The sequence below is a fragment of the Micromonospora echinofusca genome (genome assembly GCF_900091445.1).
GTDB classification, from domain to species: Bacteria; Actinomycetota; Actinomycetes; order Mycobacteriales; family Micromonosporaceae; genus Micromonospora; species Micromonospora echinofusca.
Window position 1 is genome coordinate 1647630 of sequence record NZ_LT607733.1, and the last position, 23762, is coordinate 1671391.

Annotated in this window: 26 protein-coding genes; 20 read left to right on the top strand and 6 right to left on the bottom strand. The window is 73.0% G+C overall.

Annotated features, from left to right (window positions below):
- The first annotated feature begins 95 nt into the window (after positions 1-95).
- The 3 genes from GA0070610_RS07585 (at position 96) to GA0070610_RS07595 (ending at position 2670) form a co-directional block, all read left to right on the top strand.
- Entirely contained in the window at positions 96-1055 is a 960-nt protein-coding gene (locus GA0070610_RS07585) for a heme o synthase (RefSeq protein WP_088999367.1), read from the top strand.
- Between the two features lie 352 nt (positions 1056-1407).
- Positions 1408-1740, top strand: coding sequence for a hypothetical protein (locus tag GA0070610_RS07590; protein ID WP_088999368.1), 333 nt, complete (start codon positions 1408-1410; stop codon positions 1738-1740).
- Between the two features lie 6 nt (positions 1741-1746).
- Positions 1747-2670: an ATP-grasp domain-containing protein gene (locus tag GA0070610_RS07595; protein WP_088999369.1), complete on the top strand. Its 924-nt coding sequence runs from the start codon at positions 1747-1749 to the stop codon at positions 2668-2670.
- A 40-nt stretch (positions 2671-2710) separates the two neighbouring features.
- Here GA0070610_RS07595 and GA0070610_RS07600 read toward each other — a convergent pair whose 3' ends face one another.
- Positions 2711-3673 (bottom strand): COX15/CtaA family protein, encoded by a 963-nt coding sequence (locus GA0070610_RS07600; RefSeq protein WP_172896440.1) that lies wholly within the window; start codon positions 3671-3673, stop codon positions 2711-2713.
- Positions 3674-3770: 97 nt separating this feature from the next.
- On the opposite strand from GA0070610_RS07600, the gene GA0070610_RS07605 reads away from it, so the two are divergent.
- The 13 genes from GA0070610_RS07605 to GA0070610_RS07665 all read left to right on the top strand — a co-directional run bounded on the left by GA0070610_RS07605 (position 3771) and on the right by GA0070610_RS07665 (position 15081).
- Positions 3771-4529, top strand: coding sequence for a helix-turn-helix transcriptional regulator (locus GA0070610_RS07605; RefSeq protein ID WP_088999371.1), 759 nt, complete (start codon positions 3771-3773; stop codon positions 4527-4529).
- Positions 4526-5956 (top strand): Fe-S cluster assembly protein SufB, encoded by a 1431-nt coding sequence (gene sufB, locus GA0070610_RS07610; RefSeq protein WP_088999372.1) that lies wholly within the window; start codon positions 4526-4528, stop codon positions 5954-5956. Before GA0070610_RS07605 ends, sufB begins: the two co-directional genes overlap by 4 nt.
- An 84-nt stretch (positions 5957-6040) precedes the next feature.
- Positions 6041-7183 (top strand): Fe-S cluster assembly protein SufD, encoded by a 1143-nt coding sequence (gene sufD / locus GA0070610_RS07615; protein ID WP_088999373.1) that lies wholly within the window; start codon positions 6041-6043, stop codon positions 7181-7183.
- On the top strand, positions 7183-7509 hold the full coding sequence (locus tag GA0070610_RS07620; RefSeq protein WP_088999374.1) for a non-heme iron oxygenase ferredoxin subunit: 327 nt from the start codon (positions 7183-7185) through the stop codon (positions 7507-7509). The genes sufD and GA0070610_RS07620 overlap by 1 nt, the downstream gene beginning before the upstream one ends.
- Positions 7509-8282 carry a Fe-S cluster assembly ATPase SufC gene (gene sufC / locus GA0070610_RS07625; protein ID WP_088999375.1) on the top strand — a complete coding sequence of 258 codons (774 nt, stop codon included), beginning with the start codon at positions 7509-7511 and terminating at the stop codon, positions 8280-8282. The genes GA0070610_RS07620 and sufC overlap by 1 nt, the downstream gene beginning before the upstream one ends.
- 32 nt (positions 8283-8314) lie before the next feature.
- A complete protein-coding gene (locus GA0070610_RS07630) occupies positions 8315-9619 on the top strand; it encodes a cysteine desulfurase (protein ID WP_088999376.1) in 1305 nt (434 codons plus the stop codon).
- Positions 9620-9661: 42 nt separating this feature from the next.
- Positions 9662-10138 (top strand): Fe-S cluster assembly sulfur transfer protein SufU, encoded by a 477-nt coding sequence (gene sufU / locus GA0070610_RS07635; RefSeq protein ID WP_088999377.1) that lies wholly within the window; start codon positions 9662-9664, stop codon positions 10136-10138.
- Positions 10135-10569: a metal-sulfur cluster assembly factor gene (locus tag GA0070610_RS07640; protein ID WP_088999378.1), complete on the top strand. Its 435-nt coding sequence runs from the start codon at positions 10135-10137 to the stop codon at positions 10567-10569. The genes sufU and GA0070610_RS07640 overlap by 4 nt, the downstream gene beginning before the upstream one ends.
- A gap of 250 nt (positions 10570-10819) precedes the next feature.
- On the top strand, positions 10820-11206 hold the full coding sequence (locus GA0070610_RS07645) for a hypothetical protein (RefSeq protein ID WP_157747058.1): 387 nt from the start codon (positions 10820-10822) through the stop codon (positions 11204-11206).
- Positions 11207-11393: 187 nt separating this feature from the next.
- Positions 11394-12020 carry a LysE family transporter gene (locus tag GA0070610_RS07650; RefSeq protein WP_088999380.1) on the top strand — a complete coding sequence of 209 codons (627 nt, stop codon included), beginning with the start codon at positions 11394-11396 and terminating at the stop codon, positions 12018-12020.
- A gap of 123 nt (positions 12021-12143) precedes the next feature.
- Positions 12144-12797: an acVLRF1 family peptidyl-tRNA hydrolase gene (locus tag GA0070610_RS07655; protein ID WP_088999381.1), complete on the top strand. Its 654-nt coding sequence runs from the start codon at positions 12144-12146 to the stop codon at positions 12795-12797.
- Positions 12798-12841: 44 nt separating this feature from the next.
- The gene (locus tag GA0070610_RS07660; RefSeq protein ID WP_088999382.1) at positions 12842-14191 is read left to right on the top strand and encodes a helix-turn-helix domain-containing protein; all 1350 of its coding nucleotides are present in this window, start codon (positions 12842-12844) and stop codon (positions 14189-14191) included.
- On the top strand, positions 14188-15081 hold the full coding sequence (locus tag GA0070610_RS07665) for a carbohydrate-binding protein (protein WP_088999383.1): 894 nt from the start codon (positions 14188-14190) through the stop codon (positions 15079-15081). The genes GA0070610_RS07660 and GA0070610_RS07665 overlap by 4 nt, the downstream gene beginning before the upstream one ends.
- 85 nt (positions 15082-15166) lie before the next feature.
- On the opposite strand, the gene ypfJ is transcribed toward GA0070610_RS07665, so the two are convergent.
- On the bottom strand, positions 15167-16084 hold the full coding sequence (ypfJ, locus tag GA0070610_RS07670; RefSeq protein WP_088999384.1) for a KPN_02809 family neutral zinc metallopeptidase: 918 nt from the start codon (positions 16082-16084) through the stop codon (positions 15167-15169).
- Positions 16085-16329: 245 nt separating this feature from the next.
- Between ypfJ and GA0070610_RS07675 the strand changes: the two genes are divergently transcribed.
- Complete coding sequence (locus GA0070610_RS07675; protein WP_088999385.1) at positions 16330-17934, top strand: ABC-F family ATP-binding cassette domain-containing protein; 1605 nt, start codon at positions 16330-16332, stop codon at positions 17932-17934.
- Between the two features lie 184 nt (positions 17935-18118).
- Here the strand turns inward: GA0070610_RS07675 and GA0070610_RS07680 are convergent, their stop codons facing one another.
- Positions 18119-18718 carry a cadmium resistance transporter gene (locus tag GA0070610_RS07680; RefSeq protein WP_172896443.1) on the bottom strand — a complete coding sequence of 200 codons (600 nt, stop codon included), beginning with the start codon at positions 18716-18718 and terminating at the stop codon, positions 18119-18121.
- Positions 18715-18876, bottom strand: coding sequence for a hypothetical protein (locus tag GA0070610_RS30360; protein ID WP_157747059.1), 162 nt, complete (start codon positions 18874-18876; stop codon positions 18715-18717). The genes GA0070610_RS07680 and GA0070610_RS30360 overlap by 4 nt, the downstream gene beginning before the upstream one ends.
- 133 nt (positions 18877-19009) lie before the next feature.
- Here GA0070610_RS30360 and GA0070610_RS07685 point away from each other — a divergent pair, with 133 nt between their 5' ends.
- The 3 genes from GA0070610_RS07685 to GA0070610_RS07695 all read left to right on the top strand — a co-directional run bounded on the left by GA0070610_RS07685 (position 19010) and on the right by GA0070610_RS07695 (position 22143).
- Positions 19010-19237, top strand: a complete 228-nt coding sequence (locus GA0070610_RS07685) for a helix-turn-helix domain-containing protein (protein WP_007462679.1) — start codon at positions 19010-19012, stop codon at positions 19235-19237.
- Positions 19238-19283: 46 nt separating this feature from the next.
- Complete coding sequence (locus GA0070610_RS07690) at positions 19284-20051, top strand: enoyl-CoA hydratase/isomerase family protein (RefSeq protein ID WP_088999386.1); 768 nt, start codon at positions 19284-19286, stop codon at positions 20049-20051.
- Between the two features lie 112 nt (positions 20052-20163).
- Positions 20164-22143: an ABC transporter ATP-binding protein gene (locus tag GA0070610_RS07695; RefSeq protein ID WP_089003343.1), complete on the top strand. Its 1980-nt coding sequence runs from the start codon at positions 20164-20166 to the stop codon at positions 22141-22143.
- A 171-nt stretch (positions 22144-22314) separates the two neighbouring features.
- On the opposite strand, the gene mug is transcribed toward GA0070610_RS07695, so the two are convergent.
- Entirely contained in the window at positions 22315-22941 is a 627-nt protein-coding gene (mug, locus tag GA0070610_RS07700; RefSeq protein WP_197697803.1) for a G/U mismatch-specific DNA glycosylase, read from the bottom strand.
- Positions 22941-23708, bottom strand: coding sequence for an SDR family oxidoreductase (locus tag GA0070610_RS07705; RefSeq protein ID WP_088999387.1), 768 nt, complete (start codon positions 23706-23708; stop codon positions 22941-22943). The genes mug and GA0070610_RS07705 overlap by 1 nt, the downstream gene beginning before the upstream one ends.
- Positions 23709-23762: the final 54 nt, after the last annotated feature.

Genomic DNA, 23762 nt, shown 5'->3' on the forward strand with positions numbered 1-23762 from the left:
CCAAAACGACGGCGCGTAGTCTGTGGTGCGGTGTGTGGCCCCACCCGGGTCCGGCCGATCCGACCTCCCCTGCCGACGCCGGAAGGTGGCAATCCGTGAGCATGATCACCGAGCGCCCCGTCAGCAACTCTGCCGGGCAGCCGCCGGTGCGGACCACGGTGGAGACGTCGGCGGTGACCCGCCGGGACGTCCGCGCGGTGGTCTCGGCCTACGTGACGCTGACCAAGCCGCGGATCGTGGAGCTGCTCCTCGTCACCACGGTTCCGGCGATGATGCTCGCGGACGGCGGCATGCCGTCGCTCTGGCTGGTCGCCGTGGTGCTGGTCGGCGGCTCGCTCGCGGCCGGCGCGGCCAGCGTCATCAACTGCTACATCGACCGCGACATCGACCAGCTGATGCGGCGCACCAAGCGTCGCCCCCTGCCGGCGCACACCGTGACGCCGCGCAACGCGCTGATCTTCGGGCTGGTGCTGGCGGCGGTGTCGGTCGCGATGATGGCGGCGTTCACCAACCTGCTGGCCGCCGGGCTCACGCTGGCCGCGATCGTCTACTACGACGTCGTCTACACCCTCTGGCTCAAGCGCACCACGACGGCGAACACGTTCTGGGGCGGGGCCTGCGGGGCGGCGCCGGTGCTGATCGGCTGGGCGGCGGTGACCGGGACGCTCGCCCCGGCCGCGTGGGCGCTGTTCGCGGTGGTCTTCTTCTGGCAGATGCCGCACTTCTACCCGCTGGCGATGAAGTACAAGGACGACTACGCCCGGGCCGGCATCCCGATGCTGCCGGTGGTGGCCTCCACCCGGCGGGTGAACGCCGAGATCATCGGCTTCGCCTGGCTGACCGTGGCGTCCTCGCTGGCCGTGTGGCCGCTGGGGATGAGCCTGATCTACGGCGTCCCCGCCGTGGTGGTGGGCGCGATCTTCGTGGTGGAGGCGCACAAGCTGGCCCGCCGGGTCGCGCGGGGGCAGGCCGTCAAGCCGATGCGGCTGTTCCACTGGTCGACCACCTACCTGACCATCCTCTTCGCCGCCGTCGCGCTCGACGCCCTGATCTGACCGGACCGCTGCGCGCCGCCCCGACCGGGCCGCGCCGCCCCTGACCCGACCGTGCCGCGCCGGGTCCGCTTGCGGATCGTGGGTCGGGTCCGGCTGCCGCTGCCGTACCGGAAAGTCATTGTTGTGTATGCCTTGTCCGGGTTTCCCGTCACATCGGTGACACCGTTCGCATCGGTCCTGAACCGCTTCGGATGCCCCGGGCCGGGCCGGTTCGGGACGACGTTTTGGCACGATAAGTAGGGATGATCAGGGCATATCGCCTGTGGTTCTCCTTAAACCTGCGGGTAATTGGCATCACAAAAGGTTCATGGTTCTCGCCCGCCCGGGTGGAAGTCTGCTTACGCTTCGCGTCATGGCAGATGGTTCCGATACGACGCTGACGGCCGAGCAGACCCCCGGGCACGCCCCGCAGGGCCTGGTCGCGGGCATCAAGTCGTTCGCCGCCGGTCACGGCGGGGCGAAGGCGGTCATCGAATACGTCGGCAAGCGTGGCGCGCGCATCGTCCTCGTGGGTGAGGACGGGGTGTGGGGCGACCAGTTCGCCGACGACACCGTCGTGGCGCGGCAGGCCTGCGCGACGGCGGGAGTCACCGTCGAGAACGCCTGGGAGCGTGAACTGATGGACCAGATGCGTCCGAGCAACGACCTCTGGCGGTCGATGGCCCGGCGCACGATGGCCCGTTGACATAAATTGACCGACCACCACCAGTCGACCCGGGGGAAACCCCGGGTCGCTCTCGTAACCTGTGCCGATCTGCCGGACCTCGACCCCGACGACCGGCTGTTGCTCGACCCGCTGGCCCGCCGCGGGGTGACCGCCGACGTGCTGGACTGGGCCGACCCGGGCGCCGACTGGCCCGCGTACGACCTGGCGGTGCTCCGCTCGCCGTGGGACTACGCGCTGCGGCGCGACGAGTTCGTCGCCTGGGCGTCGCGGGTTCCCACCCTGGCCAACCCGGCGGACGTCGTGCGCTGGAACACCGACAAGCGGTACCTGGCCGAGCTGTCCGCGGCGGGGGTGCCGACCGTGCCGACGTCCTGGGTCGCGCCGGGGGAGGACTGGCAGCCGCCCGCCGCCAGCGGCGAGTACGTCGTCAAGCCGGCCGTCAGCGCGGGCAGCCAGGACACCGGCCGCTACGACCTGGCCGATCCGCACCACCGGGAACTGGCCGTGGCGCACGTACGGCGGCTGTCGGACGCCGGGCGGCTGACCATGGTGCAGCCGTACCTCGACGCCGTCGACACGGCCGGCGAGACGGCCCTGCTCTACCTGGCCGGGCCGGACGGCCCGACGTTCAGCCACGCGATCCGCAAGGGGCCGATGCTGACCGGCCCGGACCTCGGGGTCGACGGGCTGCACCGGCCCGAGCAGATCACGGCCCGCACCGCCACCGCCGCGCAGTTGGCGGTTGCGGAGAGGGCCCTCGCGGCGGTGCCCGGCGGGTCGGGGCGACTGCTCTACGCCCGGGTGGACCTCATCCCGGGCCCGGACGGCGCGCCGTTCCTGGTGGAGCTGGAGCTGACCGAGCCGTCGCTGTTCCTCGGCCACGCCGACGGGGCCGCCGACCGGCTGGCCGACGCGATCCTGCTCCACCTGGCCCGCGCCGCCGGCTGACCGGCCCGCCAGGTGCGCAGCCGAACGGGCCGGGGAGCGCTCAGGCGGCGACCGGGACGGCCCGGTCGACGGCGTCCGGGGCCGGCGACGGCGCGACCGGGCGGCGCTCGCGGGTGGCCCACTGCACCGACAGGGTGGCCAGCAGGACCAGGCAGGAGCCCAGCATGTGCGCGCCCACCAGCAGCGCCGGCAGGTTGGTGAAGTACTGCACGAAGCCGATCAGGCCCTGACCCAGCTCGACGGCGACGAGCACCAGCGCGGCCCGTGCGGCCCGCTGCGCGCCGACCGCGCGGAAGGCGAAGACCAGCGCCACGGACAGGCCGATCAGCAGGAAGACGCTGTCGGCGTGCACCTGGGAGATCGTCTCGGGGTCGAGCCCGTTGCGGGCGGCGCCCTGGTCGCCCGCGTGCGGGCCGCTGCCCGTCACCCAGGTGCCGATCACCAGCACCGCCGCGCTGACCACGGTGGTGATCGCGGTGAGGGTCCGCAGTGGGGCCGGCACGACGGCCACCGCCGGGCCCGCCGGGTCCTTGATCCGCCGCCACAGGGCGTACGCGGCCGCGATCACCAGCATCGAGGCGAGGAAGTGCAGGCCGACCACCCACGGGTTGAGGTTGGTGAGCACGGTGATGCCGCCGACGATCGCCTGGGCCGGGATGCCGAAGAGCACGGCGACCGCGAGGGGGATCAGCTCCCGCCGGCGGGGGCGGTGCAGCAGCACGGCCACCAGCACCGCCAGCGCGATGATGCCGACCGCGAAGGTGAGCAGGCGGTTGCCGAACTCGATGACTCCGTGCACGCCCATCTCGGAGGTCGTGACGTACGAGTCGTCGGTGCACCGGGGCCAGGTCGGGCAGCCGAGGCCGGACGCGGTGAGCCGGACGGCCCCGCCGGTGACGACGATGCCCACGTTCGCGATGATCGAGGCGAGCGCGAGACGGCGCAGCAGGGCGGTGGAGACCGGGAACCGGACGGATCTCTTCACGGCGCAAATCCTACGCACCGTAGTGGAGCACGATCGGGTGACTCCGGCAGTGCGGTGGTTCGGATCACCGGACCCCGGTTTGCGGGCCTCGGGCGAATTACGTAACGTTGGCGTTGTGAAAAACGTGGCGGGGCTCCCGGGGCGCCGGCCGACGGCCGTCCCGGCCGACGGCCGGTCCGCGTCCGTCGCGGACCTCTCCACCCGCGACCGGGTCACCCAGCTGCTGCTGGAGCGCGGCGCGACCACCGCCGTAGAGCTCGGCTCGGCGCTCGGGCTCAGCCCGGCCGCGATCCGCCGGCACCTCGACGCGATGCTCGCCGACGGCGACGTGTTCGCCCGCGAGCAGACCGTCCGGGGCCACCGCGGCCGCGGCCGGCCGGCGAAGGTGTTCCTGCTGACCGACGCGGCCCGGGTCCGCTGTGGCACCCACCACTACGACAACATGGCCACCGCCGCGCTGCGCTGGATCTCCCGCAATGGCGGCGCCGAGGCGGTCGAGGCGTTCGCAGCCGACCAGGTCGCCGCGCTGGAGGCCCGCTGCCGGGCCGCCATGGAGGACGCCGGCGACGACCCGCTCGCGCGGGCCGAGGCACTCGCCGGAGCGCTGACCGCCGAGGGTTACGCTGCGAACGCGTCCACGATCGCCTCCGGCGGCCAGCTCTGCCAGCACCACTGCCCGGTGGCGCACGTGGCCGCCGAGTTCCCCCAGCTGTGCGAGGCCGAGACCGCGGTCATCTCCCGCCTGGTCGGCACCCACGTGCAGCGCCTGGCCACCATCGCCCACGGCGACGGGGTGTGCACCACGCACATCCCCACCCAGCCGGGGCGTGCCCGTTCCGGTAAGACCGTCACCACTGTGAGGACAGATAGATGACCGAGCAGATCGTCCAGCCCCTGACGCAGGAAGAGCAGCTCGCCGCCCTGGGTCGCTACGAATACGGCTGGGCCGACCCCGACGTCGCCGGGGCGGTCGCCCAGCGCGGCCTCGACGAGGCGGTGGTGCGGGACATCTCGGCCAAGAAGAACGAGCCGGCCTGGATGCTCGACCTGCGGCTGAAGGGCCTGCGGCTGTTCGGCCGCAAGCCGATGCCGGCCTGGGGCGCCGACCTCACCGGGATCGACTTCGACAACATCAAGTACTTCGTGCGGTCCACCGAGAAGCAGGCCACCAGCTGGGAGGACCTGCCCGAGGACATCAAGAACACCTACGACCGGCTGGGCATCCCCGAGGCGGAGAAGCAGCGGCTGGTCGCGGGCGTCGCGGCGCAGTACGAGTCCGAGGTCGTCTACCACAAGATCCGTGAGGACCTCGAGGAGCAGGGCGTCGTCTTCCTCGACACCGACACCGCGCTGCGCGAGCACGAGGACGTCTTCAAGGAGTACTTCGGCACGGTGATCCCGGTCGGCGACAACAAGTTCGCCGCGCTGAACACCTCCGTGTGGTCCGGCGGCTCGTTCATCTACGTGCCGAAGGGCGTGCACGTGGAGATCCCGCTGCAGGCCTACTTCCGCATCAACACGGAGAACATGGGCCAGTTCGAGCGGACGCTGATCATCGTCGACGAAGGCGCGTACGTGCACTACGTCGAGGGCTGCACCGCGCCGCTGTACTCCTCCGACTCGCTGCACAGCGCCGTCGTGGAGATCATCGTCAAGAAGAACGCGCGGTGCCGCTACACGACCATCCAGAACTGGTCGAACAACGTCTACAACCTGGTCACCAAGCGGGCCGTGTGCCACGAGGGCGCGACCATGGAGTGGGTCGACGGCAACATCGGCTCCAAGGTCACCATGAAGTACCCGGCGGTCTACATGACCGGCGAGCACGCCAAGGGCGAGGTGCTCTCGGTGGCCATGGCCGGCGAGGGGCAGCACCAGGACGCGGGCGCCAAGATGGTGCACGCCGCTCCGCACACCTCCTCCACCATCATCTCCAAGTCGATCGCCCGGGGCGGCGGCCGCACGTCGTACCGGGGCCTGGTCCAGGTGCTGGAGGGCTCGCACAGCAGCCGGAGCACGGTCAAGTGCGACGCGCTGCTGGTCGACACCATCTCCCGCTCGGACACCTACCCGTACGTCGACATCCGCGAGGACGACGTGTCGATGGGGCACGAGGCGACCGTCTCCAAGATCAGCGACGACCAGCTCTTCTACCTGATGAGCCGTGGTCTGAGCGAGGACGAGGCGATGGCGATGATCGTGCGCGGCTTCATCGAGCCGATCGCCAAGGAACTCCCGATGGAGTACGCCCTGGAACTCAACCGCCTGATCGAGCTCCAGATGGAGGGCGCGGTCGGCTGACGCCGGCCCGCCCCGCGGGCCGCGCGAACACCGACCGACCCTCCAGTTGATGACACCGTCGTCGTAGAACAGACCAAGGAAGAGATGACTACCCAGGCTTCCGCGCCGCCCAGCACCAAGTCGCAGGCGCTCCGCTCGTACGACGTCGCCGACTTCCCGGCCCTCACGGGCCTGGAGGAGGAGTGGCGCTTCACCCCGCTCAAGCGGCTGCGCGGGCTCACCGGCGAGGCGCAGGCCGCCACCGGCACGGTCCGTCACGAGTACGGCGACCTGCCCGAGGGCGTCACCGTCGAGCGGATCGGCTCCGACGACCCGCGGGTGGGCAGCGTGCTCACCCCGGTCGACCGGGTCAGCGCGCTGGCCTACGGCGGGGCCGGGCAGGCGCTGCTGGTGCAGGTCGCCCGCGACGCCGTGGTGGCCGAGCCGGTGAGCCTGCGGGTGGTCGGCGAGGGCGCCGAGGGCATCGCCTTCGGGCACACCTTCGTCGAGGTGGGCCGCTTCGCCGAGGTGACCCTGGTGCTGGAGCACGTGGGCTCGGCCACGCTGGCCGACAACGTCGAGGTGGCGGTGGCCGACGGGGCGAAGCTGACCCTGGTCACCGTCGCCGACTGGGCCGGCGACGCCGTGCAGGCCCAGCACCTGCGGGTCCGGCTGGGCCGCGACGCCAAGGTGGTGCACGTCCAGGTCTCCCTCGGCGGCGACCTGGTGCGGCAGTACACCTCGGTGGAGTACACCGAGCGGGGCGGCGAGGCCGAGCTGTACGGCCTCTACTTCGCCGACTCGGGCCAGCACCTGGAGCACCGCCAGCTGGTCGACCACACCGTGCCGGACTGCCGCAGCCACGTCGGCTACCGGGGTGCCCTGCAGGGCGAGAGCGCGCGCACCGTCTGGGTGGGTGACGTGCTGATCCGCGCCGAGGCGACCGGCACCGACACGTACGAGATCAACCGGAACCTGCTGCTGACCGACGGCGCGCGGGCGGACTCCGTACCCAATCTGGAGATCGAGACCGGCGAGATCGCCGGCGCCGGGCACGCGAGCGCGACCGGGCGCTTCGACGACGAGCAGTTGTTCTACCTGATGGCCCGGGGCATCCCGGAGGCCGAGGCGCGGCGCCTGGTGGTCCGCGGCTTCTTCGCGGAGCTGATCAACAAGATCCCGGTCGAGGAGCTGCGCGAGCGGCTGGGCGACGCCATCGAGGCCCGGCTGACCAAGGTCGGCGCCTGATGATCCGCCTCTGCTCCACCGAGGACGTGCCGAAGGGCACCGTGGTCAGCGCGGACGTCGACGGCACCCCGATCGCGCTGGTGCACGGCGAGGACGGCGTCTTCTACGCCGCCTACGACGAGTGCTCGCACGCCGCGGTCGCCCTCTCCGAGGGGGAGGTCTCCGGCTGCACGCTGGAATGCTGGCTGCACGGATCCCGTTTCGACCTGAGGACCGGCGAGCCGACCGGGCTGCCCGCCACCGAACCCGTTCCCGTCTATCCCGTCGAAGTCCGAGACGGCGACATCTTCGTCAGTCTCACGCCGAGCAATGGAGTGACCCGATAATGAGCACCCTGGAGATCCGCGACCTGAAGGTGTCGGTCAAGCTGCCCGAGGGTGAGCTCAAGCCGATCCTGGCCGGTGTCGACCTGACCGTCCGCTCGGGCGAGACCCACGCGATCATGGGCCCGAACGGCTCCGGCAAGTCCACCCTGGCCTACTCGATCGCCGGCCACCCCAAGTACGAGATCACCGGCGGCTCGGTGACCCTCGACGGCGAGGACGTGCTGGCCCTGTCCGTGGACGAGCGGGCCCGCGCCGGCCTCTTCCTGGCCATGCAGTACCCGGTCGAGGTCCCCGGCGTCTCGGTGGCGAACTTCCTGCGTACCGCCAAGACCGCCATCGACGGCCAGGCGCCCAAGCTGCGCACCTGGGGTGGCGAGCTGCGCGGCGCCATGGAGCGCCTCCAGATGGACCCGGCGTTCGCGCAGCGCAACGTCAACGAGGGCTTCTCCGGCGGTGAGAAGAAGCGGCACGAGATCGTGCAGCTGGAGCTGCTCAAGCCGAAGATCGCCATCCTCGACGAGACCGACTCCGGCCTCGACGTGGACGCGCTGCGCGTGGTGAGCGAGGGCGTGAACCGGGTCCGCGACAACGGCGACACCGGCATGCTGCTGATCACCCACTACACCCGGATCCTGCGCTACATCAAGCCGGACTTCGTGCACGTCTTCGTCGCGGGCCGGATCGTCGAGCAGGGCGGCCCGGAGCTGGCCGACAAGCTCGAGGAAGAGGGCTACGAGCGGTACGCCGCCGGGGCCGGCGCGGCGCGGGCCTGACTCCTCTCGGAAGAATGGGTGGGCCGGTCGACATGACTTCCATCGCGATCCCGGCGGGGATGCCGCAGTACGACGACGTGCCGCGGTACGACGTGGCGAAGGTGCGCGCCGACTTCCCGATCCTCGACCGGGAGGTCAACGGGCACCGGCTGGTCTACCTCGACAGCGCCAACACCTCGCACAAGCCGCGGCAGGTGCTCGACGTGCTCGGCGAGCACTACGCGATGCACAACGCCAACGTGTCCCGCTCGGTGCACACCCTGGGCACCGAGGCCACCGAGGCGTACGAGGGCGCGCGGGCGAAGATCGCCGCGTTCATCAACGCGCCGAGCGTGGACGAGGTGGTGTTCACCAAGAACTCCACCGAGGCGATCAACATCGTGGCGTACGCGTTCTCCAACGCCTCGCTGCGCCCCGACGCCGACGAGCGGTTCCGGCTCGGCCCCGGCGACGAGGTGGTGATCTCCGAGATGGAGCACCACTCGAACATCGTGCCGTGGCAGCTGCTCTGCGAGCGTACCGGCGCGACCCTGCGCTGGTTCCCGGTCACCGACCAGGGGCGCCTGGACGAGTCGGGGCTTCAGGACCTGGTCACCGAGCGGACGAAGATCGTCTCGCTGGTGCACATGTCCAACATCCTCGGCACGGTCAACGCCACCTCGCGGATCACCGAGCGGGTCCGCGAGGTGGGCGCGCTGCTGCTGTTCGACTGCTCGCAGTCGGTGCCGCACATGCCGATGGACGTGGTCGACTACGACGCCGACTTCGTCGTCTTCACGGGGCACAAGATGTGCGGCCCGACCGGCATCGGGGTGCTCTGGGGTCGGGGCGAGCTGCTGGCGGCGATGCCGCCGGTGCTGGGCGGCGGATCGATGATCGAGACGGTCACCATGGCCCGCTCGACGTTCGCCGCGCCGCCGGCCCGGTTCGAGGCGGGCACCCCGCCGATCGCCGAGGCGGTGGCGCTCGGCGCGGCCGTCGACTACCTCGGCAGCATCGGGATGCAGGCCATCCAGTGGCACGAGAAGGAGCTGACGGCGTACGCGCTGGACGCCCTCGCCACGGTGCCCGGCCTACGGATCTTCGGGCCGACCGTGCCGGTGGGCCGGGGCGGCACGATCTCCTTCGCCCTCGGCGACATCCACCCGCACGACGTCGGGCAGGTGCTCGACTCGCTCGGCGTGCAGGTGCGTGTCGGCCACCACTGCGCCAAGCCGGTGTGCACCCGGTTCGGCGTGCCGGCGATGACGCGGGCATCGTTCTACCTCTACACCACCACCGCGGAGATCGACGCCCTGGTGGCGGGCCTGGAGCAGGTGCGGAAGGTGTTCGAGTGAGCGGCGACGCAGGAGCCCGCGGATCGACGGGAGTTCAGCCTGATGCAGCTTGAGTCTCTTTACCAGGAGATCATCCTGGACCACTACAAGCACCCGCACGGTCGCGGCCTGCGCGACCCGGACGCCACGGGCGCCCGGGTCGCCGAGGCGCACCACGTCAACCCGACCTGCGGTGACGAGGTCACCGTACGGGTTGCCACCGACGGCGACGTGCTGCACGACGTCTCGTACGACGGCTTGGGCTGCTCGATCAGCCAGGCGTCGGCGAGCGTGCTGCACGAGCTGCTGGTGGGCCGGGGCGCGGGCGACGCGTTCCGGGTGCACGAGGCGTTCGTCGAGTTGATGTCCGGCCGTGGCCAGGTCACGCCGGACGAGGACGTGCTCGGTGACGGGGTCGCGTTCGCGGGCGTCGCCCGCTACCCCGCCCGGGTCAAGTGCGCGCTGTTGCCGTGGATGGCGTTCAAGGACGCCGCGGCACGCGCCGGTGTGGGCGTGAGCCCGACGGAGGTTGAGGCATGAGCAGCGAGGACACCGCCACCGCGGCGACCCCGGCGACCGAAGGCGCCGCCGCCCCGGCAGCGGACGCCGCCGCACCGGCGACGAACGGCGCGTCGGCCGCCGGGGGCAGGGCCGCCGTCGCCGACATCGAGGAGGCGATGAAGGACGTCGTCGACCCCGAGCTGGGCATCAACGTGGTCGACCTCGGCCTGTTGTACGGCGTGCACGTCGACGACGACAACGTCGCCACCCTGGACATGACGCTGACCTCGGCGGCGTGCCCGCTGACCGACGTGATCGAGGACCAGACCCGGCAGGCGCTCACCACCGGCCCGGGTGGCGGCCTGGTCGGCGACATCCGGATCAACTGGGTGTGGCTCCCGCCGTGGGGCCCGGACAAGATCACCGACGAGGGACGCGACCAGCTCCGCTCCCTCGGCTTCAACGTCTGACCGGCCCGGCGCCGGTTCCCGTCGAGCGCGTCGCCCCCACGGGGGCGGCGCGCTCGACCCGTACTGCGGCGACCGACGACGGCGGCCAGTTCGCCGACGGCGACGAGGATGTCGGCGGCGGACGACCCGTGCGTACGGGGACGCCCCCTTTTCTTTCAGGTTGCGGTGTTCCGGCGAAGCGGACACCAGGACGCGATCGCGTGACATCATCTATCGATATCTGTCACCGCCTTTGCAGAGGAGATGGCACATGCGATCTCGGTTGATCTCTGTCGCGTCCGCGCTGGCGCTCGTCACGAGTGGCTCGGCGCTGGCGTTGCTGCCGGCCAGCCCGGCCAGTGCGCACTGTAGTGGGCACGGCACCCACCCGGATCTGTACAGCGGGGGTGCCATCTCGTTCGGAAACGGGACCAACATCCGCGCCTATCCGCACGTCGACTGCGGCAGTCGCGGGCTCGGTTACCCGAGCCAGGGGATCGACGTCCACTGCGCCACCTACACCAACGCGCTCTGGATCTTCCTCCGTAACACCACCACCGGGGTCAACGGATGGTCCCGGTTGGACGCCCTCAACGTCTCGCAGCCCACCACCATCGCCGACTGCTCGAGCGCGGTCGCGACGCACCAGCTGGCCTGAACGCCCACCGCCGGCACCCGTCGTAGCCGGCGAACGCCGGGAAACCGGTGGCCGCGGGCGGGGTGGGGAAGCAGGATCGGGGCGTGATCGAGACGTACCCGGTGCAGAACCTCCCCGTCGCCGCGGCCACCGCCGCGCGCCGACAGCGGACGTCGTCCGGTCGCGTCGGGGTCCGCAGCCGACCGTCGTGACCGGCGCGTTCCTGGCCGGCCTGGTCGCCGGCTACGGCGTCGCCATCCCGGTCGGCGCGATCGCGGTGCTCATCCTCGGGCTCAGCGCCCGCACCTCGTTCCGGGTCGGCGCCGCCGCCGCGTTCGGAGTGGCCACCGCCGACGGGCTCTACGCCGCCGTGGCGGCCCTCGGCGGGGCCGCCGTCGCCGGGCTCGTCGCCCCGGTCGCCGGGCCGCTGCGGCCGGCCGCAGCGCTGGTGCTGCTCGCCCTCGCCGGCCACGGCGCCTGGCGTGCGCTGCGTCCCCGCCCCGTGACCCGGGCCGCCGCCGGTCGCGGTGCCCTGGACACCCCGGCCCGCGCCTTCGCCGGCGTGCTCGCGCTGACCCTGCTGAACCCCGCGACCGTGGTCTACTTCGCCGCGCTCGTGCTGGGCCGAGCGGACCGCGCCGAGCCGGATCCGCTCGCCGCCGGCCTCTTCGTGCTCGGCGCGTTCGTCGCCTCGGCGAGCTGGCAGCTGGTGATCGCCGGCGGAGGCAGCCTGGTCGGCCGGGTGCTGACCGGCCCGCGCGGCCGGCTGGTGACCGCACTGCTCTCCAGCGCGATCGTCGCCGCCCTGGCCGTGGCGGTGCTGCTGCCCGGCTGAGTCCGGGCCCGGTCGCCGCTGCCCGGCTGAGCCCGGCCGGTCGCCGCTGCCCGGCGGCGGCCCGCCGCCGCGGGTCCACCCACCCGTGGCGGTGGGCCGGTCGCCGTGCCGTAGGTTCGGCGTATGAGCAGCCGACCCGCAGCCGGAGGCGGCCGGTGGGTCGAGGTGGACCCGGCCCGGGTGGCCCGCTGGGTGGAGGGCTTCGCCGACCGGCACGGCCCGCCCACCGCCACCGTCGAGGCGTACGGGCTGCTGCTCACGGCTGCGGACGGCGCGACCGCCGAGCTGCACGCCCCGCCCGGCGCGCCCGCCGCCCCCGACCTGCCCGGTTTCGTGGCCGCCGCGGCCGCGCCCCGCCGGATCGGCCTGCTGCTCGCCCGGAAGGGCGCGGTGGCCCTCGGCGTGGCGGCGGGGGAGAAGCTGGTCGTCTCCAAGGTGGACACCCGCTACGTGCAGGGGCGCACCGCCGCCGGGGGCTGGTCGCAGCAGCGCTTCGCCAGGCGGCGCGACAACCAGGCGAAGGCGGCGCTGGGCGACGCCGCCGACCTGGCCGTACGGCTGCTGCTGCCGGAGGCGTCGTCCTTGCGCGCGTTGGTCTGCGGCGGCGACCGGCGGGCGGTGGACACCGTGCTGGCCGACCGGCGGCTCGCTCCGCTGGCGGCGCTGCGCGCGGAGCGGCTGCTGGACGTGCCCGAGCCCCGCCACGCCGTGCTCGTCGGCGCGATCGCGGCGGCCCGGGCGGTCCGGATCCTGGTGCGCGATCCCGCCCCGTCCTGACCTGGCGCACTAGGCTGGGCGCGACGGTGGGGGAGGGAGCCAGGATGGCGGGGGCGGCGGCGGCCGACGTCGCCGTGGTCGGGGTCGTCGACTCCCACGACGACGCGGTCGGGGAGAGCCTGGGTGGCCGGATCCGACGGCTGCGCCTGGCCCGGGGCCTGACCCAGCAGCAGGTCGTCGGCTCCCGTTACACCCGCGCCTACCTGGGCGCCGTGGAGTCGGGTGCCCGGATGCCGAGCCCCGAGGCGCTGGCCCACTTCGCCGACCGCCTCGGGCTGGCGGTGGACGACCTGCGCCACGGTCGGCCGGCGAACGCCGCCGCCCAGCTCGCCGCCGAGCAGGCGGCGGCCCGCCGGGACCTCTCCGCCGGTCGGCTGGACGCCGCCGAGCGGGCGTTGACCGGGATACGCCGCCGCGCGGAGCGCTACCGACTGTCCGAGCTGGCCGGTTGGGCCGGATACCACCTGGCGGAGGCCCAACTGCACCGTGGGCGCACCGAGGACGCGGCCGCCCGGTACGACGAGCTGGCCGGGGACCTGCCCGACGACTCCCCGGCGCTGCGCGCGGCGGTGCTGGCCCGGCAGGCGTACTGCCTGCTGGTCGCCGGGGACGCGCCGCGGGCGGTGGCGATCCTGGAGGGCGGCCTGCGGGTCCTGCGGGCGGCGCCGCCGGTGGACGCCGACGCCGAGCTGCGGTTGACCAACGCGTTGATGTACACGTTCCTCGAGCTGAGCTGGCGGGAGCGGGCCCGGCGGTTGGAGCGGGAGGTGGCGCCCCTGCTGACCCGGGCGACCAACCGGGAGTGGGTGGCGCAGTTCCACGCCGTCGCCGGGCAGTTGCGGCGCGACGGCGAGCTGGACGAGGCGGACCGGCACCTGCGGGAGGCCGTCCGTCGCTACACCGAGCTGGGGCTCACCCGGGAGATCGGCCTGTGTCACTGGGCCCGTGGCTACGTGCTGCTGCGGGCCGGGCGGCCGGGGGAGGCGGGGACGCAGCTGCGGCGCGCCCGGGAGACGCTGGGCGACGTCGGCGCGGTGCTCGACCACGCCGGGGCGACGCTGGAGCTGGCCGAGGCCCGCCGGCGCGAGGGCGCGCTGGACGAGGCGGCCGAGCTGGCCGAGGAGGCGGCCGGGGCGGCGACCGCCAGCGACCACCGCGAGATCATGGCCGAGGCCGACCGGGTACGCGGGCTGGTGCGCGCCGCCCAGGGCGACGGCGAGCAGGCGCGGCGGCTGCTGTTGCGGGCGGTCGACCGGTACGAGCGGGCCGGCCTGATGGGTGACGTGGTGATCACCTGCCACCACCTGGCGGAGCTGTTGCTGGCCCGGGCGGAGCGGGACGAGGCAGCGGCGGTGCTGCGCCGCGGCCTGCGTGCGGCGGAGCGGCTGTCGTGAGCCGGCCGGAGCCGGACGGGGCGGATACGGCGACGAGCGGGCTGGGCGCGCGGGTGCAGCGGCTGCGTACGCAACGGGGGCTCACGCAGCGCGCCCTGGCCGAGCCCCGCTACACCGCGGCGTACGTCTCCGCCGTGGAGAGCGGTCGGCGGGTGCCCTCGGGTGACGCCGTCGCCCACTTCGCCGAGCGGCTCGGTGTCACGCCCTCGGACCTGACCACCGGCCGCTCGCCGGCCGAGGTGGTGCGCCTGGGGCTGCGCCTGGCCGAGGCCGACCTGGCCGGCTCCGTCGACGAGACGGCCGCCATCTGCCGCGAGGTGGCCGGGGCCGCCGCCGACCTGGCGGAGCCGGTGCTGGAAGCCCGGGCCCGGCTCGGCCTGGCGGGCGTGGCGCTGCGCCGCGACGAACCCGGTACCGCGTCGGCCCAGCTCGACCGGGCGGAGGCCCTCCTGGTGGGGGCGGCGCCGCACGTACGCGCCGAGGTGGCGGCCGGCCGCGCCGGGCTGGCGTACCACGACGGTGACCCGCGCTACGCCCGCTACCTGCTCACCGAGGCCCGCGACGCGCTGATGCGCGACGGGTATCCGGATCCGTCGGCCCTGCTGATCCTGCACGCCGAGCTGGTGCGCTGCCACGTCGCCCTCGGCGACGAGGGGGCGGCGGCGGGGGCCGCCGCGTACGGGCTGACCCTCGTCACCGCCGGCGGCCCCGCGCCCACCCCCACCTCTACGGGCAACCCGCCCAGCGGCACGACCTGGCAGGCCGGCACCGGGTACGCCGCCGGCGCGACGGTGACCTACGCGGGGGTGTCCTACCGCTGCCTGCAGGGGCACACCGCCCAGCCGGGCTGGGAGCCGCCGAACGTGCCGGCGCTCTGGCAGCGGGTCTGACCGCCGCCGCCCCGTACACGTACGCCACGGGCCCGGTCGCCGACCGGGCCCGTGGGGACGTCCGTCAGGACGGGGTTCTGCGTGCTCAGAGGCTGCCGCGGAAGGTGTCGCAGGACTTCGGGTCGCCGGTGGAGTAGCCCCGGGTGAACCACTCCTTGCGCTGGGCGGAGGAGCCGTGGGTGAACTCGTCGGGGTTGACCGGCCGGTTGGCCCGCTCCGAGATGGCGTCGTCGCCGATCTTCTCGGCGGCGTCGATGGCCTGCTGGATGTCCTGCTCGCTGATGCTGGTGAAGATCTTCTGACCGCTCGCGTCGGCGGTGCCGGTGGCGTTCTTGGCCCAGGCGCCCGCGTAGCAGTCGGCCTGCAACTCCAGCTTCACCGAGAGCGCGTTCGCGCTGTCCGGGTCGCGCTGCTGCTGGCGGCGCATCTGGGCCTCGGTGCCGAGGAGGTCCTGCACGTGGTGGCCGTACTCGTGGGCGAGCACGTACGGCTGGGCGAACTCGCCGGCGGCGCCGAGCTGCTGGGCGAGCACCTGGTAGAAGGTCAGGTCGATGTAGACCTGGTCGTCGGCGGGGCAGTAGAACGGGCCGACGCCGGAGTCGGCCTGCCCGCAGGCGGTGCTGACGCCCTGGCTGAAGAACACCGTGCGCGACGGGCGGTACTGCTCGCCGAACGCCTCGGGCAGGGCCTTCTGCCAGTACGCCTGGATGGAGTTGACGTAGAGCGTGTTGCGGCAGTCGAGCTGCTGGAGCGCGTCCTCGGCCGAGCACTTCTGTTCCAGCGACGCGTTGTCGCCCTGCGGCTCGTCGCCGCCGTTCGTGGCCGCGTTCAGGCCGAAGCCGCCGCCGACGAGCGCGACGAGCACGGCGATGACCAGGCCCACGATGCCGCCCCGGCCGCCGCCGATCGGGATGGGGATGCCGCCCAGCCCGCCGCCTCCGCCGGATCCTCGCCGGTCGTCCACCTGGCTGGTGTCGATCCGCGCGTTCTCGTTCAGCTCCATGTCAACCCCGATCACCCGATTTGATCCGTCTTGGTGGTTGCGGTACCGGACCGGGTCCGGACGGCGTTCCGGTACCCGATGATCTTGATCGGTAATCCGGAGGGGTGGTCGGGCGGCGCCCGGTACACTTGCGCCGTGCTGCTCTGCGAAGGCTGAACCGCCCCGCGCCGACGGGCCTCGTGCTCGCCGGCGCTTTCGCGTGCCCTGAGTCAGCCCTTCCAGACCCCGAGAGCGAGTCCTCCGACATGATCACTGCCACCGGCCTGGAGCTGCGCGCCGGCGCCCGGATCCTGCTGTCCGACACCACCCTGCGCGTGCAGCCGGGTGACCGGATCGGCCTGGTCGGCCGCAACGGCGCCGGCAAGACCACCACGCTGAAGGTGCTCGCCGGCGAGGGTCAGCCGTACGCCGGGCAGATCGACCGGCGCAGCGCCATCGGTTACCTCCCGCAGGACCCGCGCACCGGCGACCTGGAGGTCACCGGACGCGACCGCGTCCTGTCCGCCCGCGGCCTGGACGTGCTGATGGCCCAGATGAAGGAGATCGAGGCCAAGCTCGCCGACGGTGCCGACGACAAGCTGGTCCGCCGCTACGGCGCGCTGGAGGACCAGTTCGCCTCCCTCGGCGGCTACGCGGCCGAGGCCGAGGCCGCCCGGATCTGCGCCAACCTCGGCCTGCCGGACCGTGCCCTCGCCCAGACCATCGGCACGCTCTCCGGTGGTCAGCGCCGCCGCATCGAGCTGGCCCGGATCCTGTTCCGCGACGCCGGCGAGAACGGCGGCGGCATCCTGCTGCTCGACGAGCCGACCAACCACCTCGACGCCGACTCGATCACCTGGCTGCGCAGCTTCCTCGCCAACCACAAGGGCGGGCTGATCGTGATCTCCCACGACGGCTCGCTGCTCGAGTCGGTGGTCAACAAGGTGTGGTTCCTCGACGCCACCCGCTCGGTCGTCGACGTCTACAACCTGGGCTGGAAGGCGTACCTGGAGGCCCGCGAGACCGACGAGCGGCGCCGCCGCCGGGAGCGGGCCAACGCCGAGAAGAAGGCCGGCGCGCTGATGGCGCAGGCCGACAAGATGCGGGCCAAGGCCACCAAGACCGTCGCCGCGCAGAACATGGCCCGCCGGGCCGAAAAGCTGATCTCGGGCCTGGAGGAGGTACGCGTCGCCGACAAGGTGGCGAAGGTGCGTTTCCCCAGCCCGGCCCCGTGCGGAAAGACCCCGCTCACCGCGACCGGCCTGTCGAAGTCGTACGGCTCCCTGGAGATCTTCACCGACGTCAACGTGGCGGTCGACCGGGGCTCCCGGGTGGCCATCCTCGGGCTCAACGGTGCCGGCAAGACCACCCTGCTGCGGATGCTCGGCGGGCTGCTGGAGCCCGACACCGGCGGGGTGCACGCCGGGCACGGTCTGCGGCTCGGCTACTACGCGCAGGAACACGAGACGCTCGACGTGGACCGTACGGTGCTGGAGCACATGCGCAGCGCCGCCATCGAGCAGACCGACACCGACCTGCGCAAGATCCTCGGTGCGTTCCTCTTCTCCGGCGAGGACGTGGACAAGCCGGCCGGGGTGCTCTCCGGCGGCGAGAAGACCCGGCTCGCGCTGGCCACCCTGGTCTGCTCCGGCGCCAACGTGCTGCTGCTCGACGAGCCGACGAACAACCTCGACCCGGTCAGCCGGGAGCAGGTGCTCGACGCCATCGCCCGCTACCCGGGCGCGATCGTGCTGGTCACCCACGACCCCGGCGCGGTCATGGCGCTCAAGCCCGACCGCGCCATCCTGCTGCCCGACGGCGACGAGGACGCCTGGAGCGACGACCTCCTGGAGTTGGTGGAACTCGCCTGACCCACCCCCGCCCTGACCCACCCCCGCCCTCGGCCCCGCCCCTGCCCTCGGCCCCGCCCCTGCCCCGTCGATCATGAAGTTGTTGCACTCCGGCCCGGCGTGTCGCGACAACAACTTCATGATCGACCCGGTGGGGTGGCCCGGTGGGTGGGTGGGTTGCGGTGGGTGTGGGTGGGTCGTGCGGTCAGCGCAGGAGGTCGCGTAGGTGGGGCAGGACGCCCGAGGTGGCCAGGATGACCACGCCGATGGCGATGAAGATCGCCGGAACGAGCCAGTGGCCCGCGCGCCCGACCAGCCGCGTCACCCGGGGATGGTTGCCGAGCCAGGCGCCGGCCGCACACCACAGCGCGATGAGCACCACGAAGACCAGGAGGAAGACCGCGCTGTCCGCCGGGCCGAGCGCCCGGAACACCGGTACGTAGACGGCGATGTTGTCGGCGCCGTTGGCGATCGTCACCCCGGCCACGCCGATGATGGAGCCCACCACCGCGGGTGTCTCGTCGGCGTCGCGGTCGAGCAGCGCGCGGACCCCGAGAGCGACCGGCAGCAGGCCGAGCAGTCCCGTCCAGGGGTCGGGCACCACCAGGAGCCCGGCCGCGACCACGGCGCTGGCCAGGGCGAGGGCGCCGATGCCCAGGTACTGCCCGGCGACGATCTGCCAGGGCCGGGGGCGGCCGGTGGTGCGGGCGGCGACGAAGAGCAGCGTCAGGACGACGATGTCGTCGACGTCGGTGGCGGCGAACACCACGGCCGCACCGGCGGCGGTGCCCAACAGGTCGATCACGCCAGCAGGGTACGGGCGGGCCGCCCGTCGAGCCGGCTGAGCCCGTCGAGCCGGCTGAGCCCGTCGAGCCGGCTGAGCCCGTCGAGCCGGCTGAGCCCGTCGAGCCGGCTGAGCCCGTCGCGCGTGGTCGGGGCGGGCGTCCCGGAGGTCGGGAGCATCACTCTATCGGGAAGCTGACATTGCATAGCGTGTCGGTTGGCGAAGAGTTGATATCTGGCGCATGATCGTTCGAGGCGGTCTAATAGGTGGGACCGTATCCGAACCGCACAGTCTGGGACGTGAGGACACAGCATGGCAGCCACTGGCACAGCCACCAGCACTGAGAAGGGTCGCCGGATCGTCGGAGCCGAGCGTCAGACGCTCGCCAAGGACCTGGTAAAGCGGTACACCTCGGGTGAGAGCATCCGCGCGCTCGCGGCCTCGACCGGCCGTTCCTACGGGTTCATCCACCGGGTGCTCACCGAGTCCGGGGTTCAGCTGCGGCAGCGTGGCGGCGCCCGACGCCGCAAGAAGGCGTGACCCGCCCACGAGCGTCGTCCATCAGCGCCGCTCCCCGGGTCGCTCGGTGACCGCCGAGACGACCGGGGTCCGGCTGGAATGCGACGGGCCGGTCGCGACGGTCACGTTGTGCCGGCCCGACGTGCTCAACGCCCAGACTCCGGCGATGTGGCGCGCGATGAGCGAATTCTCCCGCGACCTTCCCGGCGACGTACGCGTCGTCGTCGTGCGCGGCGAGGGGCGGGCGTTCTCCGCCGGCCTCGACCTGTCCGTGGCCGGTGCCTCCGGGCCAGGGTCGTTCGCCGAGCTGGCCACCCTGCCTGAGCAGGAGTGTGCCGACCGGATCGCGGAATACCAGGGCGGCTTCACCTGGCTGCACCGCCCCGACGTCGTCTCCGTCGCCGCCGTGCAGGGGCACGCGATCGGCGCCGGCTTCCAGTTGGCGCTCGCCTGCGACCTGCGCGTGCTCGCCGAGGACGCGAAGCTCTCCATGGCCGAGGTGACGCTCGGCCTGGTCCCGGACCTCGCCGGCACGGGACGCCTGGTCGACCTGGTCGGCTACAGCCGCGCGCTGGAGATCTGCGCGACCGGCCGGCGGATGGACGCCGCCGAGGCGGACCGGATCGGCCTGGCCACCCTGGTGGTGCCCAACGCCGAGCTGGACGCCGCGGTGCGTGACCTGACCGCCGGGCTGCTCGCCAACGACCGCAACGCGGTGGTGGAGATCAAGGCCCTGCTCGCCGGCGCGGCCGGCCGGTCCGCTGCCGAGCAGCAGCGGGCCGAGCGGGAGGCGCAAACCCGCCGGCTGCGCGATCTCGCCGGGCGCGGAGAATAGTAAGGACCGTTCGGGAAGACCAGGGTTACGACCGAGGTTGTCAGAGTCGTCGGGACAATTGACCTGACGGTGCGGTCAGCCCGACGACCCGGAGGTGAACGTGTCCAACTCGATGTCCGGCGGCGGCATGGCCGGCTGGAGCATGCTCCGGTCGATGCGCAACCGCGACGAGATCTCCACGCACCGCCTCAAGCGCGGGGTGGCCCGGCGGATCGTGGCCTTCGCGCGGCCCTACCGCCGGGACATCGTCGTCTTCCTGGTCACCGTGGTGCTGGCGGCGGTCATCGGGGTCGCGACCCCGGTGCTCGCCGGCGACGTGATCGACACGATCACCCGGCGCGGTGCCGACGCCGGCAGCGCGGTGGTCCGGCTGGCGCTCGTCATCGCCGGCCTCGCGGTGGCCGACGCGCTGCTCTCGCTCGCCCAGCGGTGGTATTCGGCCCGCATCGGCGAGGGCATCATCCTGGACCTGCGCACCCGGGTCTACGACCACGTCCAGCGGATGCCGTTGCAGTTCTTCACGCGTACCCAGACGGGGGCGCTGGTCAGCCGGCTCAACAACGACGTGCTCGGCGCGCAGCGGGCGTTCACCTCGACGCTGTCCGGGGTGGTCAGCAACGTCATCCAGCTCGTGCTCACCGCCGCGGTGATGTTCACCCTCTCCTGGCAGATCACCGCGCTCTCGCTGGTGCTGCTGCCGGTCTTCATCATCCCGGCCCGCCGGGTCGGCAAGCGGCTCGCCGAGATCACCCGGGAGTCCTACAACCTCGACGCGAAGATGAACGCGACGATGACCGAGCGGTTCGGCGTCTCGGGCGCCTTGCTGGTGAAGCTCTTCGGCCGCCCCGAGGTGGAGGCGCGTCGGTTCGCCGGGCGGGCCGAGCGGGTGCGCGACATCGGCATCCAGTCCGCGATGTACTCGCGGACCTTCTTCGTGGCGATGCTGCTGGTGGCGTCGCTGGCCCAGGCGCTCACCTACGGGCTCGGCGGCTGGCTGGCGGTCACGGGCAACGTCAGCGCCGGCACCGTGGTGACCCTCGCCCTGCTGCTCACCCGCCTCTACGGCCCGCTGACCGCGTTGTCCAACGTCCGGGTCGACGTGATGAGCGCCCTGGTCTCCTTCGACCGGGTCTTCGAGGTGCTCGACCTGAAGCCGACGATCGAGGAGCGGCCCGACGCCGTGCCGGTGCCCCGCGACGCCGGTCGGATCGAGTTCCGCGACGTGCGGTTCCGCTACCCCAGCGCCGCCGAGATCTCGCTCGCCTCCCTGGAGGAGGTCGCCGCCCTCGACCGTACGGTCAACGAGCCCGTGCTCAGGGGCGTCTCGTTCGCGGTCGAGCCGGGGCAGATGGTGGCGCTGGTCGGCCCCTCCGGCGCCGGCAAGTCGACGCTGTCCATGCTGATCTCCCGCATCTACGACGTCACCGACGGGCAGGTGCTGGTCGGCGGGGTCGACGTCCGTGACGCCTCCCTCGACTCGCTGCGCGACGAGATCGGGGTGGTCACGCAGGATTCGCACCTGTTCCACGAGACCATCGCCGAGAACCTGCGCTACGCCAAGCCGGACGCCACCGACGACGAGATCTGGGCGGCCCTGGCCGGGGCGCAGGTCGCCGACCTGGTCCGGTCGCTGCCGGAAGGGCTGGACACGCTGGTCGGCGAGCGCGGCTACCGCTTCTCCGGCGGCGAGAAGCAGCGCATCGCCATCGCCCGGCTGCTGCTCAAGGCCCCGTCGATCGTGATCCTCGACGAGGCGACGGCGCACCTCGACTCGGAGAGCGAGGCCGCCGTGCAGCGGGCGCTGTCGGTGGCGCTGACCGGGCGTACCGCGCTGGTGATCGCGCACCGGCTCTCGACCGTCCGCGACGCCGACCAGATCCTGGTGCTCGACGGCGGGCGGATCGTCGAGCGGGGGCGCCACGAGGAACTGGTGGCCGTGGGCGGGCTCTACGCCGAGCTCTACCGCACCCAGTTCGCGGTCGCCGACTCGCCCACCCCGTACGCCGACGCGACCGGGCCCGAGCCGGTGGCCGTGCCGCCGCTGCGGCCCTACCTCGCCGACGAGGCGCTCCCGCCGGCGGCGGCCAACTGACCCTGCCGCGAGCTGCGGCCGCAGCGCCGCCCTGCTCGTCGCCGACCACCCGGACGTCGCCACCGTGGCGGCTGACGTGCCGCGAGTCGCGGCCGATCGATCCTGCCGCGAGTCGTGGTTGGCTGACGCTGCCGTCGCGGCCGGTCGGCGGCGCAACTGCCGACCGGTGCCTCAGTCGGCGGTGACCGCCGCCCGCAACTCCCCGAACGCGGCGCCGAGCGTCTCCGGGGTGAAGTGCGCGTTCAGCCCGCTGGGGTTGGGCAGCACCCACAGTCGGGCGCCCGCCAGCGGCTCCGGCTGCGGCCCGAAGGCGGCCTTCGGTCGGGCGAACCCGATCCGGTACGCGGTCACCCCCACCACGGCCACCCATCGGGGCCGGTACCGCGCGACCTTGGCGGTGAGGATCTGCGCCCCCTCGAGAAGTTCGGCCGGGGTCAGCTCGTCGGCGCGGGCGCTGGCCCGCGCGACCATGTTGCTGATGCCGAGGCCGTAGCCCGGCAGCTCGTCCTGCTCGCTGGGGTGCAGCAGCCGGGGCGTGAACCCGCCCCGGTGCAGCGCCGGCCAGAACCGGTTGCCCGGGCGGGCGAAGTGCCATCCGGTCGCCGCCGACCACAGGCCCGGGTTGATCCCGACGAAGAGCACGTCCAGGCCGGGGGCGATGACGTCGGGGATGGTGCGCTGCGCCGCCGCGGCGAGTTCCTCCCGCGTCGGCCGCGGATGCCGTGCGGCCGCGTCCATCGCCACCGCCCGCCGCCGGGCGGGGGAGCCGGGGGCCGACCCGCCGGCGGGCGGGGCCATCACAGGCTCCGCAGTACGCCGCCGTCGACCGGCACGGTGACCCCGCTCAGGTAGCTCGCGGCGGGGGAGAGCACGAACGCGGCCACCCGGCCGAACTCGGCGGGGGCGCCGATGCGGCGCAACGGGATGGCGGCCTCGGCCTCCGCGCGTGCCCGCTCGGGGTCGCCGGTGGCCGCGAAGAGCTCCACGTTGCGGTCGGTCATGATCCGCCCCGGCAACAGCCCGACCACCCGTACGCCCCGGGGGCCGTACTCGTCGGCGACGTCCTTGGCCATGCCCGCCAGGCCGGGCCGTAGGCCGTTGGAGATGCCCAGGCCGGGCACCGGCCCGCGTGCCGAGGTCGACAGGACCAGCCCGACCGCCCCGCCCGCGTCCCCGGCCAGGTTCTCGGCGACGGTACGGACCATGCGGACGGTGCCGAGGAAGACCGTCTCGAAGGAGTGGCGCCACTGCTCGTCGGTGACCGAGGCGGCGCTGCCGGGCGGCGGCCCGCCGACCGAGACCAGCGCCCCGTCCAGCCGTCCGAAGTGCTCCCGGGCCGCCGCGACGAGGCGCTGCGGCGTCTGCGCGTCGGCCAGGTCGGCGGTCAGCCCGATCGCCCGCTCCGGCCCGCCGAGGCGCTGCGCGGCGGCGGCCACCGCGTCGGCGTCGCGGGCGGAGAGCACGACGCGGGCGCCGTCGGCGACGAGGCACTCCGCGGTGGCGTAGCCCAGCCCCCGGGAGGCGCCGGTGAGTACGTACACCCGATCGGTCAGTCCGAGATCCATGCCGTCGATCCTGCCGCACCCGGCCGGATCCGCCAGCGGGGCCCTCGGACCGCC